Source organism: Enterococcus sp. DIV0876 (assembly GCF_050529585.1).
In the GTDB taxonomy this organism is placed as follows: Bacteria; Bacillota; Bacilli; order Lactobacillales; family Enterococcaceae; genus Enterococcus_D.
Genome location: NZ_CP172882.1, coordinates 2908489 through 2922151, shown reverse-complemented (window position 1 = coordinate 2922151; position 13663 = coordinate 2908489). Strand labels below are relative to the sequence as shown.

Annotated in this window: 14 protein-coding genes; 9 read left to right on the top strand and 5 right to left on the bottom strand. The window is 42.6% G+C overall.

Annotation, left to right across the window (positions count from 1 at the left end; translation table 11 throughout):
• Positions 1–135: 135 nt before the first annotated feature.
• Positions 136–555: a MerR family transcriptional regulator gene (locus IGI41_RS13865; protein WP_430610366.1), complete on the top strand. Its 420-nt coding sequence runs from the start codon at positions 136–138 to the stop codon at positions 553–555.
• Between the two features lie 136 nt (positions 556–691).
• Here the strand turns inward: IGI41_RS13865 and IGI41_RS13860 are convergent, their stop codons facing one another.
• The gene (locus IGI41_RS13860; protein WP_430610365.1) at positions 692–1261 is read right to left on the bottom strand and encodes a sugar O-acetyltransferase; all 570 of its coding nucleotides are present in this window, start codon (positions 1259–1261) and stop codon (positions 692–694) included.
• Between the two features lie 682 nt (positions 1262–1943).
• Entirely contained in the window at positions 1944–3365 is a 1422-nt protein-coding gene (locus IGI41_RS13855) for a peptidoglycan DD-metalloendopeptidase family protein (RefSeq protein ID WP_430610363.1), read from the bottom strand.
• A 189-nt stretch (positions 3366–3554) separates the two neighbouring features.
• Between IGI41_RS13855 and IGI41_RS13850 the strand changes: the two genes are divergently transcribed.
• Entirely contained in the window at positions 3555–4022 is a 468-nt protein-coding gene (locus IGI41_RS13850; protein WP_430610361.1) for a GNAT family N-acetyltransferase, read from the top strand.
• A 66-nt stretch (positions 4023–4088) separates the two neighbouring features.
• On the opposite strand, the gene IGI41_RS13845 is transcribed toward IGI41_RS13850, so the two are convergent.
• The gene (locus tag IGI41_RS13845; RefSeq protein WP_430610360.1) at positions 4089–5192 is read right to left on the bottom strand and encodes an iron-containing alcohol dehydrogenase family protein; all 1104 of its coding nucleotides are present in this window, start codon (positions 5190–5192) and stop codon (positions 4089–4091) included.
• A gap of 1 nt (position 5193) precedes the next feature.
• Entirely contained in the window at positions 5194–6129 is a 936-nt protein-coding gene (locus IGI41_RS13840) for a bile acid:sodium symporter family protein (RefSeq protein WP_430610359.1), read from the bottom strand.
• 652 nt (positions 6130–6781) lie between these two features.
• Between IGI41_RS13840 and IGI41_RS13835 the strand changes: the two genes are divergently transcribed.
• The 6 genes from IGI41_RS13835 to IGI41_RS13810 all read left to right on the top strand — a co-directional run bounded on the left by IGI41_RS13835 (position 6782) and on the right by IGI41_RS13810 (position 11805).
• Positions 6782–7855, top strand: a complete 1074-nt coding sequence (locus tag IGI41_RS13835) for a FecCD family ABC transporter permease (RefSeq protein WP_430610357.1) — start codon at positions 6782–6784, stop codon at positions 7853–7855.
• Between the two features lie 5 nt (positions 7856–7860).
• The gene (locus IGI41_RS13830) at positions 7861–8643 is read left to right on the top strand and encodes an ABC transporter ATP-binding protein (protein ID WP_430610356.1); all 783 of its coding nucleotides are present in this window, start codon (positions 7861–7863) and stop codon (positions 8641–8643) included.
• Positions 8636–9649: an ABC transporter substrate-binding protein gene (locus IGI41_RS13825; protein ID WP_430610355.1), complete on the top strand. Its 1014-nt coding sequence runs from the start codon at positions 8636–8638 to the stop codon at positions 9647–9649. The genes IGI41_RS13830 and IGI41_RS13825 overlap by 8 nt, the downstream gene beginning before the upstream one ends.
• Positions 9650–9766: 117 nt before the next feature.
• Positions 9767–10357, top strand: coding sequence for a DUF3885 domain-containing protein (locus IGI41_RS13820; RefSeq protein WP_430610354.1), 591 nt, complete (start codon positions 9767–9769; stop codon positions 10355–10357).
• A gap of 314 nt (positions 10358–10671) precedes the next feature.
• Positions 10672–10797 (top strand): hypothetical protein, encoded by a 126-nt coding sequence (locus IGI41_RS13815; RefSeq protein ID WP_430610353.1) that lies wholly within the window; start codon positions 10672–10674, stop codon positions 10795–10797.
• Positions 10798–11277: 480 nt separating this feature from the next.
• On the top strand, positions 11278–11805 hold the full coding sequence (locus IGI41_RS13810) for a hypothetical protein (RefSeq protein ID WP_430610352.1): 528 nt from the start codon (positions 11278–11280) through the stop codon (positions 11803–11805).
• A 75-nt stretch (positions 11806–11880) separates the two neighbouring features.
• Here the strand turns inward: IGI41_RS13810 and IGI41_RS13805 are convergent, their stop codons facing one another.
• Positions 11881–12609 (bottom strand): DUF554 domain-containing protein, encoded by a 729-nt coding sequence (locus tag IGI41_RS13805; RefSeq protein ID WP_430610351.1) that lies wholly within the window; start codon positions 12607–12609, stop codon positions 11881–11883.
• Between the two features lie 137 nt (positions 12610–12746).
• Here IGI41_RS13805 and IGI41_RS13800 point away from each other — a divergent pair, with 137 nt between their 5' ends.
• Positions 12747–13625 carry a LysR family transcriptional regulator gene (locus tag IGI41_RS13800; protein WP_430610350.1) on the top strand — a complete coding sequence of 293 codons (879 nt, stop codon included), beginning with the start codon at positions 12747–12749 and terminating at the stop codon, positions 13623–13625.
• Positions 13626–13663: the final 38 nt, after the last annotated feature.

The window sequence follows — 13663 nt, the reverse complement described above, 5'->3', positions numbered from 1 at the left end:
TTGACTTAAAGTGGACTTTACCTGTTAAAATAAGAGGGAGTCTTTTCTCTTTAAACAACAAAGGAATAGGGAAATCTCGCATTTTGGGGCTGTACACGGGTTGCTATAGTCAGCCTAAAGGAAAGGATGTTTTTTATGGAAGATACGATCGGCACGATTGCCAAAAAATTCAAGCTTAATCCATCGACCTTACGGTATTATGACGCACAGGGACTTATCCCAGCAATCAAAAAAAATGAACAAGGCATGCGCTTATTTGATGAGGAAGCTGTGTCCACCTTGTTCACTATTGAATGTTTAAAGAAGTCAGGAATGTCGTTGAAAGAAATCAAGACGTTTATTACATGGTGTCAAGTTGGAGACGAGTCATTAGGGGAGAGATTGGCTATGTTCAATGAACGTAAAGAAGCGCTCCAAGCACAAATCAGTGAATTAGAGGAAACCTTGGCGTACATTGATTATAAGATTTCGTATTACACACAAGCGGTGGCTGATCAAACAGAAGCACATGTCAAAGATTCATTTCAATTTCATGGTGTGGCACGAGGGGAATAAGTCGTGGGTGTACCAGTCGAATGAAGACATCAGGTCACGCTTGATGAGAAGAACCGCATAATGGATAACAAATAAACAGCCCGCAAGCAATCGTAGTTGCTCAGACGGGCTGTTTATTTGTTTTGATTGGCAGAACTTAGGCGTCGATTTTTTTAAGCAATTTTGCTGGGACACCACCGACAACTGTATTTTTTGCGACATCTTTTTGCACGACAGCGCCTGCTGCAATGACCGCATTTTCGCCAATGGTTACGCCAGGCAAAATGGTGGCATGGGCCCCTATCCAGACATTTTTGCCGATCTTGATGGATGCTGGGTATAAGGATTTGCGTTCTTTGGGATCGATGCCGTGATTTAAAGTTGCGAGTACGACATTATGGCCAATGAGTGTATCATCACCAATATCAATGCCGCCCTGATCTTGAAATTGACAGCCTGCATTGATAAAGACATTTTTTCCTAGGGTGATATTTTTCCCAAAATCAGTATAAAAAGGTGGAAATAGTTGAAAGGTTGGGTCGACTGGCTTGCCGATCAACTCAGAAAAAAGGACACGCAGTTCTGCTTGTGTATGGTAAGTATTGTTGATATCCATTGTGATTTTTCGCGCCTCTGCACTGAATGCAGTCATTGTCTGGTGCAAGGGGGATCCGGCAGAGACCATTTGTCCGCTACGCAAGCGGGTATTGAATTCATCGATCATCAAAGTAATCAGCTCCTAATCAGTATCGTTTAACTAGCGGGTTTTTTTTAAACCAGCTTGGGTTTGTTTATATAAGTATACAAGGTAAACCTGACTTTAAGGCAAGAAATAAGATACAACGATTCCTTTCGCCGATGCAAAAGGGGTGATTTGCACTTTTCCATGTATGAATCAAAGATGTCATGTATACAGCTGATGAGGTATAATCTGTATATCATGGAAATGGAAAAAGGCGACAATTCGAACAACTGGTTGAGGGCATGACCAAAAGAATCGTGATTACGCGCCTATCCGTAAATAAGTGGATAAAGACAAAGGAGCGACTGCCATGTTCAACAACATTGTTTTGCTATTATCTATCGTGCCAATGCTGATACAAGCACTTATATTGTGGTTTTTATTTCGTGATAAGCAACATCTTACGAAGCGATTGAAGCTGCTATTCTATGGGATAAGTCTACTAAATGGTTTCACCGTCATCTTGTTTGGCTTGTTGCTCGGCTACTTGGCAGACGAGAGGATGATTACGTCGTTAATTTATATGATGTTCCCCATAGCTGGGAATGGAATGATGGTTTTGGTCAGTCTGTTGAAGATATAAACAATGTATGCGTAAAAATGCTCAGTCCTTCTGGTTGAATCAGAAGGACTGAGCATTTTTTTGTAGATGATATGACTGATTTTGTTATTTATTCAGCACAGTCATTGGATCAACCAATTGGTCTTGTGCCAGGCTTGGTGACAAACTCACTTCAAAGTGCAAGTGGGGACCGGTGCTGTTTCCAGTGCTGCCCATAGAGGCAATCACTTCACCTTGTGCGACCCTTTGGCCGACTTTCACAAGGTTTTGATTGTTATGGGCATATAATGTCGTCAATCCATTGTCATGAAGGATCGCCACATAGTTGCCCCATGAATAATGGCTTTCCGCACGAATCACGGTTCCTGCTTGGCTCGCATAGATAGGTGTGCCTAAAGGTGCTGCAAAATCGACCCCGCGATGGAATCCGCTGCCGCGAGGACCAAATGAAGAGGATACTTGCGGATCTTTCACAGGATACAACATCATTTCGCTGCCTTCTGGCAATTCGTGGTCATAGCTTGTTAGGGCATACGCTTCAATCAATGCGTTTAGTTTTTGATCATATTGGCTGTCTGTCGCATAACGACCAGTCAGATAGGCAGTGGCTTCTTCGTAGTCTTCGGTCTCCGATTTCCAGGCGCCTTTATAAAATTCTTCATTGTGGTCTAAGCCATTTTTCAATAAATCAGCGTAATCTTGTAAGGATTCCGCATACTCATTGTATTGTCTGAATGTCGCGGTAATTGTAAAATAATTGCCGGCTGTGTCTTCTTCTTGGGTACGGAAATTCACACCTTGTCCCTCAAACGTTCCTTTGATACCAAATAAGTTGAAATAAGGGGCTTGACTTAGCTGACTTTGACCATTGGCAGATTCCAAAATCGCTTGTGCGATCATCACTGACGCATATAAGTCTTCTTCTAGACCAATCTCTCGCGCCTCTTCGCCAATTTCTTGAATAAATGCCCAAGTTTCTTTTGTCGGTGTCACTTGCAAAGGGGTAGCTTCCGTGACGGTAGTCGTACTATTGTTACTAGATTGTGAACCTGAAGATGTATTGTTACCGGGTGCTGTGGTTTCTGGTTGTGTCGGTTTCTTCTCAGGAACACTAGGTATACTTGTTTCCGGTTTCTCCGTAGCTGGTGTATCAGGTTTTGCTGGTGTTTCTGGTGATTCCGGTACTTCTGGCTCTTCTGGGGTAGATTCTTCCGGCGTTTCCGGTGTTTCTGGCGCTTCAGGTACTTCCGGCGTGACGGGGCTCTCTGGTTCTTCTGGCACCTCAGGTACATCCGGTGTAGTCTCCTCTGGTATTGCGGGTGTTTCTGGCGCTTCAGGTATTTCTTCTGCTGGTTGTTCTTCAATAGTCGGTGCTTCTTCTACTACAGTCGCTTCAGCTGATTGCGTCGTTTCTTCGGTAGAGCTTTCCGTACTTTCATTCGCGACTACTGCGGCTGAAACGGGCAAGCTGGTTAATAATTGGCTGCAAACCAAGGCGATGGCGAGCCATTTTCTGGTGTGTTTCAAGACATAAAACCTCCTTTATAGAATAGTGTACCAAGGGGGGGCAAAAATGTTGAATCAAATTTTTCATGCCGGTGTGAAAAATTTAACAAGACAAAGCATCATCCAATCTATATTCTGGCTCATTTGCTAAAATAGAAAAAACAAATCGTAAAAGCCTATATTATCATTATACAAGAAGGGATGATTTTTTTGAAATTAAAAGGATACCAACCTGCATATCATGGGGATGTCATGGATTATGTCCAAACAAAAGAGCTGCTGACCTTTACTGGCAAACCCCAAGATGCGATCGCCATTTCAGCAACAACGCCGACCCATCACTCTATAGTAGTATACGAAGAAAATCGTCTTGTGTGTTTTTTTGTTTTGGATGAAGGTGTGTCGAAACAACAATATACATCTGAAAATGCTGCGTTTGTACTACGTAGTTTTTCGACAGACGCCCGATACTTGCGGCTCGGTTACGCAAAGAAGGCACTTTTACTGCTGCCAGACTTTGTGAGAGATCAGTTTCCCGAGATCAAAACCATCGTGCTTGGTGTCAATCAAAAAAATTTACCGGCGCAAGCCCTTTATGAAAAAGTTGGTTTTGTGGCCAATGGTCGTGTGATCGTCGGACCAAAGGGGCCGCAAAAAGTGATGATGTATAGACTTTAAGCGTAGAAAGCGATATGTCTAGCTGAAAAAAAGTGCGTGCAATTTGTCATTGCACACACTTTTTAGCTAGAGAATAGGTGAAAAATCTGCCGGTATCGTTTGCGCCGCATGATAGGCCTCCACTGCCAAGATTGCTTCTTTAAACATTTCCCGTGTAATTTCATAAGGGACATGCACGATATCATGGGTCGTCATCGCCTTATCCAAAATGGCATCTAAATCTGTGGTTGCATTCAAGTGCATGTCTGCTAAGCAGACCGGTAATTTGTTTTCTATCATAAAGTGATAGATCCGTTCAAACAGTGCCTCTTGTTGATCCATTTTTAATAGGGCCAAGACCCCATAGCTGACAGAAGCCCCATGGAGGTAGTCTTCCATTTTTGCTAAGACGGTTGTACCGTAATAAAAAGAGTGCGCCATGGCTGAGTTGTAGTCATTGATCACTAAGACCGACACCAAACCAGTCGTCACAATGATATCTAAGACCACTTGCTCGATCGAATAGGAGGGAATATTGGCCGCACTATCTGTTAAGGCTTGTGTGCCATAGGTCAGTAAGCGGTCGGTACACATTTTGCCGATTTGGATGCCCAATCCGTCGGTATAATCCAATTGATCGCCACGCGCAGAGAAAGTGGATTCGATTTCTTTTGATAAGGCATCGCCGATACCTGCCCACAAATATTTGTCTGGGGCTTCAGCGATGATGGCAATATCGATAAAAGCATGGGTCGGTGGTTTGGCGGGAAAGAATAACCCGTGCATTTCACCACTTTCGGTATACATCACGCATACTGCCGTCACAGGTGAACAATTGGAACCAATCGTCGGGAAAGTAAAGACGGGTTTGCCTAATTTTTCAGCGGTCACTTTGACCGTATCACAGACACGACCGCCACCGACAGCAAATAAGACATCGGCAGTTTGAACGCTAGGTTCTTGCATTAATGTATCTACGTTCTCATAGGTAGAGTTGCCGCCATACCAAAGGGTATCGATTATGGAAACTTCGTTTGTCAATGCAGCTTTGATTTTGTTTGCGGCTTTTTCGAGTGCTGTTTTTCCGCCGATCATCACAGCTGTCGTCCCATAAGGCTTGACGATATCGTTGATGGCGTTGTAGGCATCAGCCCCGATGGTATAACTTGGCAAGAATGTACTTTGACTCATATTATTTTCCTTCTTTCTTTGAAACTAGATTGGCTAAGATCGGTCCTGTGATTTGATGGATGACCATGCCAACGGCGGCGGGCGTCACGGCAGCTGCGACGGTAGCAAAATGAGCATTCGCTAAGGAAATGGCAAGGCCGGTATTTTTCATCCCCAATTGGAACATGATCGATTTGGCTTGTTTGGCGCTGACGCCGAGCATTCTACTTAGTCCGTAACCAGCGCCGTAGCCAATCAAGTTGTGGATCAAAACCAGCGCCATGACGATCAAGCCAGATTGCACGATGACTGCACCATTTTTAGCAACCGTGCCTGCAACGATCAATAAAATGCTGACAGAGGAAATCAAGACGAATGTTTGCAGCCAGCGGTCAATGTATTTGTGGATCATTCGGTGGACGATGACACCTAAGATAATGGGCACTAAGACCATTTGCAAGACCGATAGCAGCATTTCGACAAAAGAGATCTCGGTATATTTTCCAGCTAAGGTATAGGTCAAAAATGGTGTGACGATTGTGGCCAATAGGGTGGAAACAGTCGTCATTGAAACAGTGAGTGCCACATCGCCTTTACCGATGAAGGTCATGACATTGCTGGCGGTGCCGCCGGATACAGAGCCAAGTAGGACAAAACCGATGATCAAGCCAGAGGATAGACCGAATAGCTGTGCCAGCCCATAAGCGACCAAAGGACTGATCGTAAACTGAAACAAAATACCAATAATAAAGGCTTTGGGCTGAATAACGACCATCTTGAAAGCAGCAAAGTTCAAGGTCATACCCATACAAAACATGATGATACTCAACAAGTTGGTAATCCGTGGTGGGATCCACAAGAATGGTTGGGGCATGAAATAAGCGAGGATCATTAAAAGGATCATCATATAAATCAAATATTTATTCACAAAGGCAGCAATTGCATTGATCATCTTCATCGTAGGTTCTTCCTTCCGCATCCTGAATCAGCAGGATCATCTATTAGTGAATGTGCATCAAATGTTGTGCGCGTTTATTCGACAAATGGGAAATAGTGCCAAAATTGGGTATAAAAAAACATTCCACCAAAGAAGTTGTCTTCTTTTAGATGCAATGTGAATAGGGACCTTTTGAATACCTGATCAAAAAGTCCCGGCTATAATAATAAAAAAATATTTTGGTTAGATTTTCGTTTCACCATCTCTGTCACGCTCCTTTTGTCAGAAAATTCATAATATTTGTAATAATTTCTTTTTAGTCTACAAAAGTCAATGGTAAAAGTCAACCGCTTTGCGATAACTTTTGTCATTTTTTCTGAAATATGCGAGAAAACATAGAATGGTCAGACAATAGTTTGTGGATCACCTTATCTTTTTTGATCGTTGGTAGCGATAGATTTTTTTGCAATAAATATAAATCGATACAGTAAATGAAGCCCACATGAAATAATCATTAGTGAATTTTCAGAAAATTATTTACATTTGTTGTGGGTTTACCTATAATGAATATAATTATTGAGAGTGATTCTCATTTGCAATTATTTTTGAAGATTGAATGAATGATTCACAGAACATGGTTTCTTGTTGCTGGGTATCAAAAGGGGTTATATACATGTCGGTTGGGATAATCAAAACAAATCGGTGGTTGATTTCCACCATTATTTTTGTCAGTTTAATAGTAGCGATACTATTATCAGCAGGGATCGCTTTGGCCAATGGTCAAGCCGACATTTCGCTAGGTGAGGTCTATCGAATTTTGTTTTATAAATTGAGCAATGGGCTTTACGGCAGTGTGTCTGGGTTGTCAGATGCCAATATCAACATTGTTTGGTTCGTGCGGGCACCGCGGGTCTTATTATCGATTTTCGTTGGTATGGGACTGGCTGTCAGTGGGGCAGTCATGCAGGCGGTTGTGCAAAACCCATTGGCCGACCCTTATATCCTAGGGATTTCTTCCGGGGCTTCATTGGGGGCAACCTTTGCGATTTTGGTTGGCTTCGGCGGTTCAGCATTGATGTTGCAATTGGGCCTATCTTTCGGCGCCTTTATTGGTGCTGGGCTAGCCACTATTTTGGTGTTGGTGTTATCAGGAATCGGTGGTCGCATGACCTCCACCAAATTGGTCTTATCAGGGACCATCGTGAGTGCATTGTGCAGTTCGATCTCCAATTTGATCGTCTATTTGGCTAGTAATGCAGAAGGAATGAAAACGGTCGCTTTTTGGGCAATGGGCAGCTTGGCATCTGCTTCGTGGAATAAGTTGACTTTTATCATATTGATCGTTTCGGCTGTGACTGTCTTTTTTTTATCGCAGTATCGAATCTTGAATACGCTATTATTAGGTGATGAAGTGGCCTCGACTTTAGGGGTCAAATTGACTTTTTATCGTCGACTTTATATGATTTTGGCTGCGTTATTGACTAGTATCATTGTCGCAAATTCCGGGATGATCGGCTTTGTCGGTTTGATTATCCCCCATATCGTTCGTGGGGTCAGTGGCTCTGATCATCGTCTATTGATGCCGATGACGGCGTTGACCGGCGCGCTCTTTTTGATTTGGGCAGATGTAATCGCTCGCTCTATGTTGAACGGGGTCGAACTGCCAATTGGGATAATTACGGCTATTATCGGTGCACCTATTTTTATTTACATCATTGTTAAGCGACAATACAATTTTGGAGGATAAGTTGAATGAAATTAACAGTCGATAGACTCAATCTCACAATTGGTGATCACCGCATTTTGAAAGATATCTCAGTACAAACGCAAGATGGTCAGTTTGTTGGTTTGATTGGATCGAACGGCAGCGGCAAATCGACCTTGCTGAAAGCCATCTATAAAACCTTAAAACCTGACAGCGGGGAAATCCATCTTGGTGAGATGAACATTTTGAAGAGTACCGAAAAGAAAGTGGCTCAACAAGTTAGTGTGGTCAGTCAGTTCAATGAATTAAGTTTTGATTTGACGGTGGAACAGATGGTTCTTTTGGGAAGAACTCCGCACAAAACATTGCTGGAACAAGATAACCAAGCAGACTATGAATTGGTGGAACAAGCCCTCAAAAAAACAGGCTTAGGTCAGTATAAAAAACGCAGCTATCTTTCCTTGTCCGGCGGCGAAAAGCAGCGAGTCGTTTTGGCCAGAGCCATCACACAAGAACCGAGATTCATGGTTCTGGATGAACCAACGAATCACCTAGATATACGGTATCAATTGGACATCATGGAGACGGTCAGGAACTTACAGATTGGCGTCTTGGCTGCCTTGCATAATCTAGAACAAGCAGCGAACTATTGCGACATCATCTACGCCCTAAAAGAGGGGCGCGTCATTGGCTGCGGACCGCCAGAAACGTTATTGACCGAAAGTCTGATCGAAGAGATCTATGGGGTGAAATGCAGTATCTATCATCATCCAATCACTGGCGGATTAGGGTTTCATTATTATTTTGAAAAGGAGCAAGAAAATGAATAAATGGTGTAAAATAATTGGTTTAGGATTGGTTTTGGTAACATTGAGTGCTTGTGGAAGCGAGAACAGCAGTACGCAAGCTTCATCAAGCGCTGCCGAAAGTACCTATCCACTCACGATCAGCAACTATACAAAAGCAGAAGGCGGCTCAGAATGGACAGCGAAAGACCAGACCTTTGCAGCAGCACCAAAGAAAGTGTTGGCAAATACTCAACCAGCGGCGGAACTATTGCTGCATTTAGGGTTGAAAGATCGTATTGCAGGCGTTGGGGCGACATTTGGGGCAGCAGATGAATCAGTTGCCGCAGAATATGCTGAATTGAACGATTTAGGCAGCGATTATATCAGTAAAGAAACTGCCTTAAGTGTCGATCCAGATATGATTTTCGGACGAGGGGGATTATTCGACAACCAAGATTGGGGTGTCGGTACGGTCGACTCATTGAATGAAATGGGCATCCCAACCTACGTACAAGAAACGTCTGTCACAGGTGCCACCTTTGATTCTGTTTACAAAGATATCGAAAATTTAGGCAAAATTTTCGATGTACCAGACGCAGCAGCTGCATTTGAGCAAGAATTGAAAGAGCGCCAAGCCGCATTGGAAGAGAAAGTTGCGGATAAAGAGGTGCAGACGTTTGCCCATTTGTTTATGTCTGATCCAAGTGAAGTGAGTGTCTATGCCGCGCAAGATGAATCGTTTTTCAACAGCAACTTCGAAATGATCAAGCTGGATAATGTCTTTAAAGATTATTCAGGGGAAGTCAGCGTTGAAACATTGATTGAAACAGATCCAGATGTATTGATCGTAGGAGACTGGTCAACGATTGAAGGCAGTGTATCTGGGGAGGAGATCATCAAAGGTCTTTATGACAATGAGAAACTGTCCAGTATGAAAGCCATTAAGAACAAACAAGTCTATGCGTTAGACTATAACTATTTATTTGGTTATGGCTATCAAGCTTTGACCGGTTTAGAACAATTGGTTGATGAGATGGCGCAGGAATAATAGCGCTGATAAGGTGCTGAAGGAACAGCTTGGGATAAGACCAAACTGTTTTTTTTAACGTCATTTATGTGATATCCTGTATACAGAAGCAAGCGACTATAGGAATCGAGGTTTATGATGAATCAAATGATACGAGATGTCTATCAACATGTCCACCACACCTATCGACTAAAAGAGAATATCCGCTTTGAATTGGCCCACGGTACTGAAAGCAATTATGACCAACAGATAGAACATGGCAAGAAACGGGCACATCGATTATTTGATGCAGTCTTTCATGACACAGAGCGTATTCAAATAATCTTATTTGATGCAGCATATTCAAAGAAAGGTCATTTTACAAAATACTTATACAGCAATCATTATACGATCGTTGATCATTTTATGACGGATGCATTTAAAGCGTACTATACAGATGAAACATCGATTTTGGTTGTGGAAACATCCTTAGCTAACTTGAGAAAAATCAAGGTCATTGATGGAATCTGTTATGAAGACTTCAAGAAACCGGGGAAATTGAGGATAAGAAATGCTGTGGTATTCTATGAACCACAACGACAAATTATTTTGAACATTTACGATGATCGGGGATGCGACGTGTGGTCGAAGAATATCCAGCAACAAAAAGCGATCTATCAAGAATTCAATGCGTGGATTTTGGATGATGATCGAGCAGCTATTGATCAGGTATTTGCCGCAATACCCTGATACGAAAAAGACCATATAAGCAGCAGAGAAACGTCTGAGCTGCTGACATGGTCTTTTTTTCTGTGGCCAAAACGCGTGGATTTTATTTCTTCTGTTCAGCTGAAATCAAGCTATCAACAGCAGACAATATTGCTGTCTGAGTATCCGCCGATGGTTGCCACCAAAAACAGCTTTGGCTTTTTGATTGTTGATCCGACGATTCATCTTCAAGAAGAGGGTGTCTTTTTTGGCTGGATGGTTAATAACGCAGCTAAGCGGATAAGTCTGTGAGGGATCTGTTTGGTTGTTACACGTGAAACCAAATGAGGGCATAGGTGTTGGATCAGTGCAGCTATTTGTTGCATGGTGATTTCACCATCGCAAGAAACGATGAACCGTTGACCAGCGACAGCTGGGGGAAACATCGACAAAAGATGGATCGGTGGCATCTTGCACATTGACAATCCGCAATGGGATATTCGGATATCTTTTGTCAGCTCCGGTCAATAATGCTTCTCACAACTTGAAACTGCCAGATATATGCTGGTCTAAAGATGGGTCAAAGATGGTGACTGGAGTGACCGTTGCGAATGTGAAGCCCTGTTTTTCAGCAGCAACGAAAGCCCAAGCGGCTTTTTCGGCAAGTAGTTTTGATTTTTCGTGAACCGATAATCCAGAGATGTGTGATCATTCGGCAAAAGAAAAGGCAGCCCTTGGTTTTTAAAGGAGTGTCAATTTTGTGAGTGACCATTTTTGATATAGCAAATACGGGTCATAAAATGAGTCCTAAGTTGATGAAAATTCGGTAATATTCGTTGCATTCAAGCAATGCTATCAGTTGTTTTTGGTCTATTTTTATTGCTTTGAAGATTGAAAAATGTTTGGTGAAACCATATACTACAAACTAAGAACAGAGTATTCAGTCATAAAGGAGGGCACACATGAAAAAATGGGTTGCTTGGTTAATTGGTGTGTTGGTTGTAGGTGGCGTGGTATATGGCGGAATTCGGTGGTTCTTTCCTGATGAATTTGTCAACACAAGCACCTTGTCAGAATATGTAGAGGCGATCGATGATCCACATACGACATTTTTGGTTAAGGAAGCAGCGGGTATCGTTCAAGTGACTTCTCGTATGCCCGGTGAGGAAAAGTCTGATTGGTTGAGCAATGAAGATTTGGTAGATGCATATACAGGAGATTGGCAAGTTTCCTTTGCTGTCCAAAATACCGAACAGACCGCGGTGATTTCTCTTAAAGATGATGAAGCGTTGTCCCAGGACATGCGCTACACAAATGATTTGACCTATGCCGCCTATGTTCCTTATCCAGCCCCAGACGGCAATGAGGTCGGTCTGTTTGTTTCCGCCAATGACCGATCGGTGATCGATGCAATCAAAAAGGCGCCCAAAACAGCTGAGACCTATAAAGACAAGGCAGAGATTCGTTATGTGGGTATTGAGACGGAATAAATGAGTGAAGCAAAAAAAGCTGATCACGATATTTTCGTGTATCAGCTTTTTGCATATGTGTGTATGTGGCCTGTTTTATAATAAAGGTAAAATCCAATTGACCCACATCCAGCTAAAGGGCATAATCAAAATCATCGCCGGGATCATATCGGCAACGGGGAACATTTTGACTTTGATCATCCGGAAACCAGTGGCTAACATCAAAATCCCACCGCAAGCTTTAAAGTCCAAAATCATATCTGGCGTTGTTAATGGGAAGATGAATTTGGCCAATAAGAATAACAAGAAAAAGATAATGAATTGGGGAATCGCGATCACTGAAACAACGAATCCTAAGTTACAAGCAAAAATGGCGGCGGTAAAGAAATCCAAAATCGATTTGGCAATCAAGACCGAACTGTCACCAGTCATTCCAGAATCTAAGCTGCCATAAATCCCAGTTCCGCTGGCACAAAATAGCACGATTACTGTGATCAATGTACTCATAAATTCATCTTCTGTCAGACTGATACTTTCATTTGGCACGATTTTGGCAATCGGTTTTTGCATCATTCGGGCACCTTTGTTAATGATATCTCCCAAGTGGATCGCCAAACCAAAACCAGTTCCGATAACCATTGCGAAAATAACGGCAGGCATATATTTCATAGGGGCTATCGCAAAGATCCCCATAGCCATCGAACAAGCACCGAAGACCAAATTGATTTCTGTTTTGAATTTTTCTGGCAATTTTTCTCCTAAAAAACCGCCAAGTAGGCCACCAAGTAAAACGGATAACGCATTGATAATGACTCCTGTAGGCATGAAACTCGCTCCTTCAATAAATATGATTGGTACAATAAGTACAACTGACAGTGCTAATTGTAACAAAGAATTTTTTCGCAACAATTCAAAAATCATGATAAAGTATTCTAAAATGGAATAGATGAGAGGCGTCTGGAATGGATATCCATAAACTTGAGATTTTTATCGATTTATCGGAAACATTGAATTACACGGAAACTGCTGAACGACAATTCACGACCCAAGGCAATGTATCAAAGCAAATCATTGCCTTAGAAAAAGAAGTCGGCGCACCATTGTTTGAACGGGCACACCGCAAAATCAGCTTAAATCCTTTGGGGAGACTTTTATTGCCCCATGCCCAAGAAATCGTGACCCAGTACCAGCAAATGCAACAACATTTAAGGGCCCAACTGTCCCAAGATAGTCTCGTATTGGCCATGTTGACGATCCCGACAATGGCCAACTATTATGGGTTTGAATTGATCACGAAGTTCCTTAAACACCATCCTGAGGTGGATCTCCAATTAAAAGAAGGTGAAGGCAATGCCTTGGTTCCGTTCCTCAAAAGTGGCGAAAATCATGTGATCTTCGCCCGTACCTTTCATCGGACGTCGAATGAATTCGATATGCTGTTGACAGAAGAGGACCAATTCGTGGCAGTCTTACCCAAAGACCATCCCTTTGCCGCCAAGAAAATGATTGATCTTATGGACTTGGCAGAAGAGCAGTTTGTCGCCTTAGAGGAAGATACGCTGATCTATCAGCCGATGGTCGATCTATGCCACGAAGCAGGCTTTGATCCAAAGATCACTTTTCGCAGTGCCCGAATCGATTTACTGCTAAATATGGTCGAACGAGATTTAGGCGTGTCTTTGCTGATGGCCAAGAGTATTGATCACTACTGGCTAGAACGGGTAGCAGTCGTACCGGTGTCCCCTACAAAGAAGAGTTACCTGTCCTTTATCCGCACCCAAAAAAATCATTCTCTCGCTAGTCAAATGTTTTGGCAGTATATTAAGGAAGAAATCAATTGAGGAAGTATGTTTATTCCAAATTGGAATAGCTAGTGACT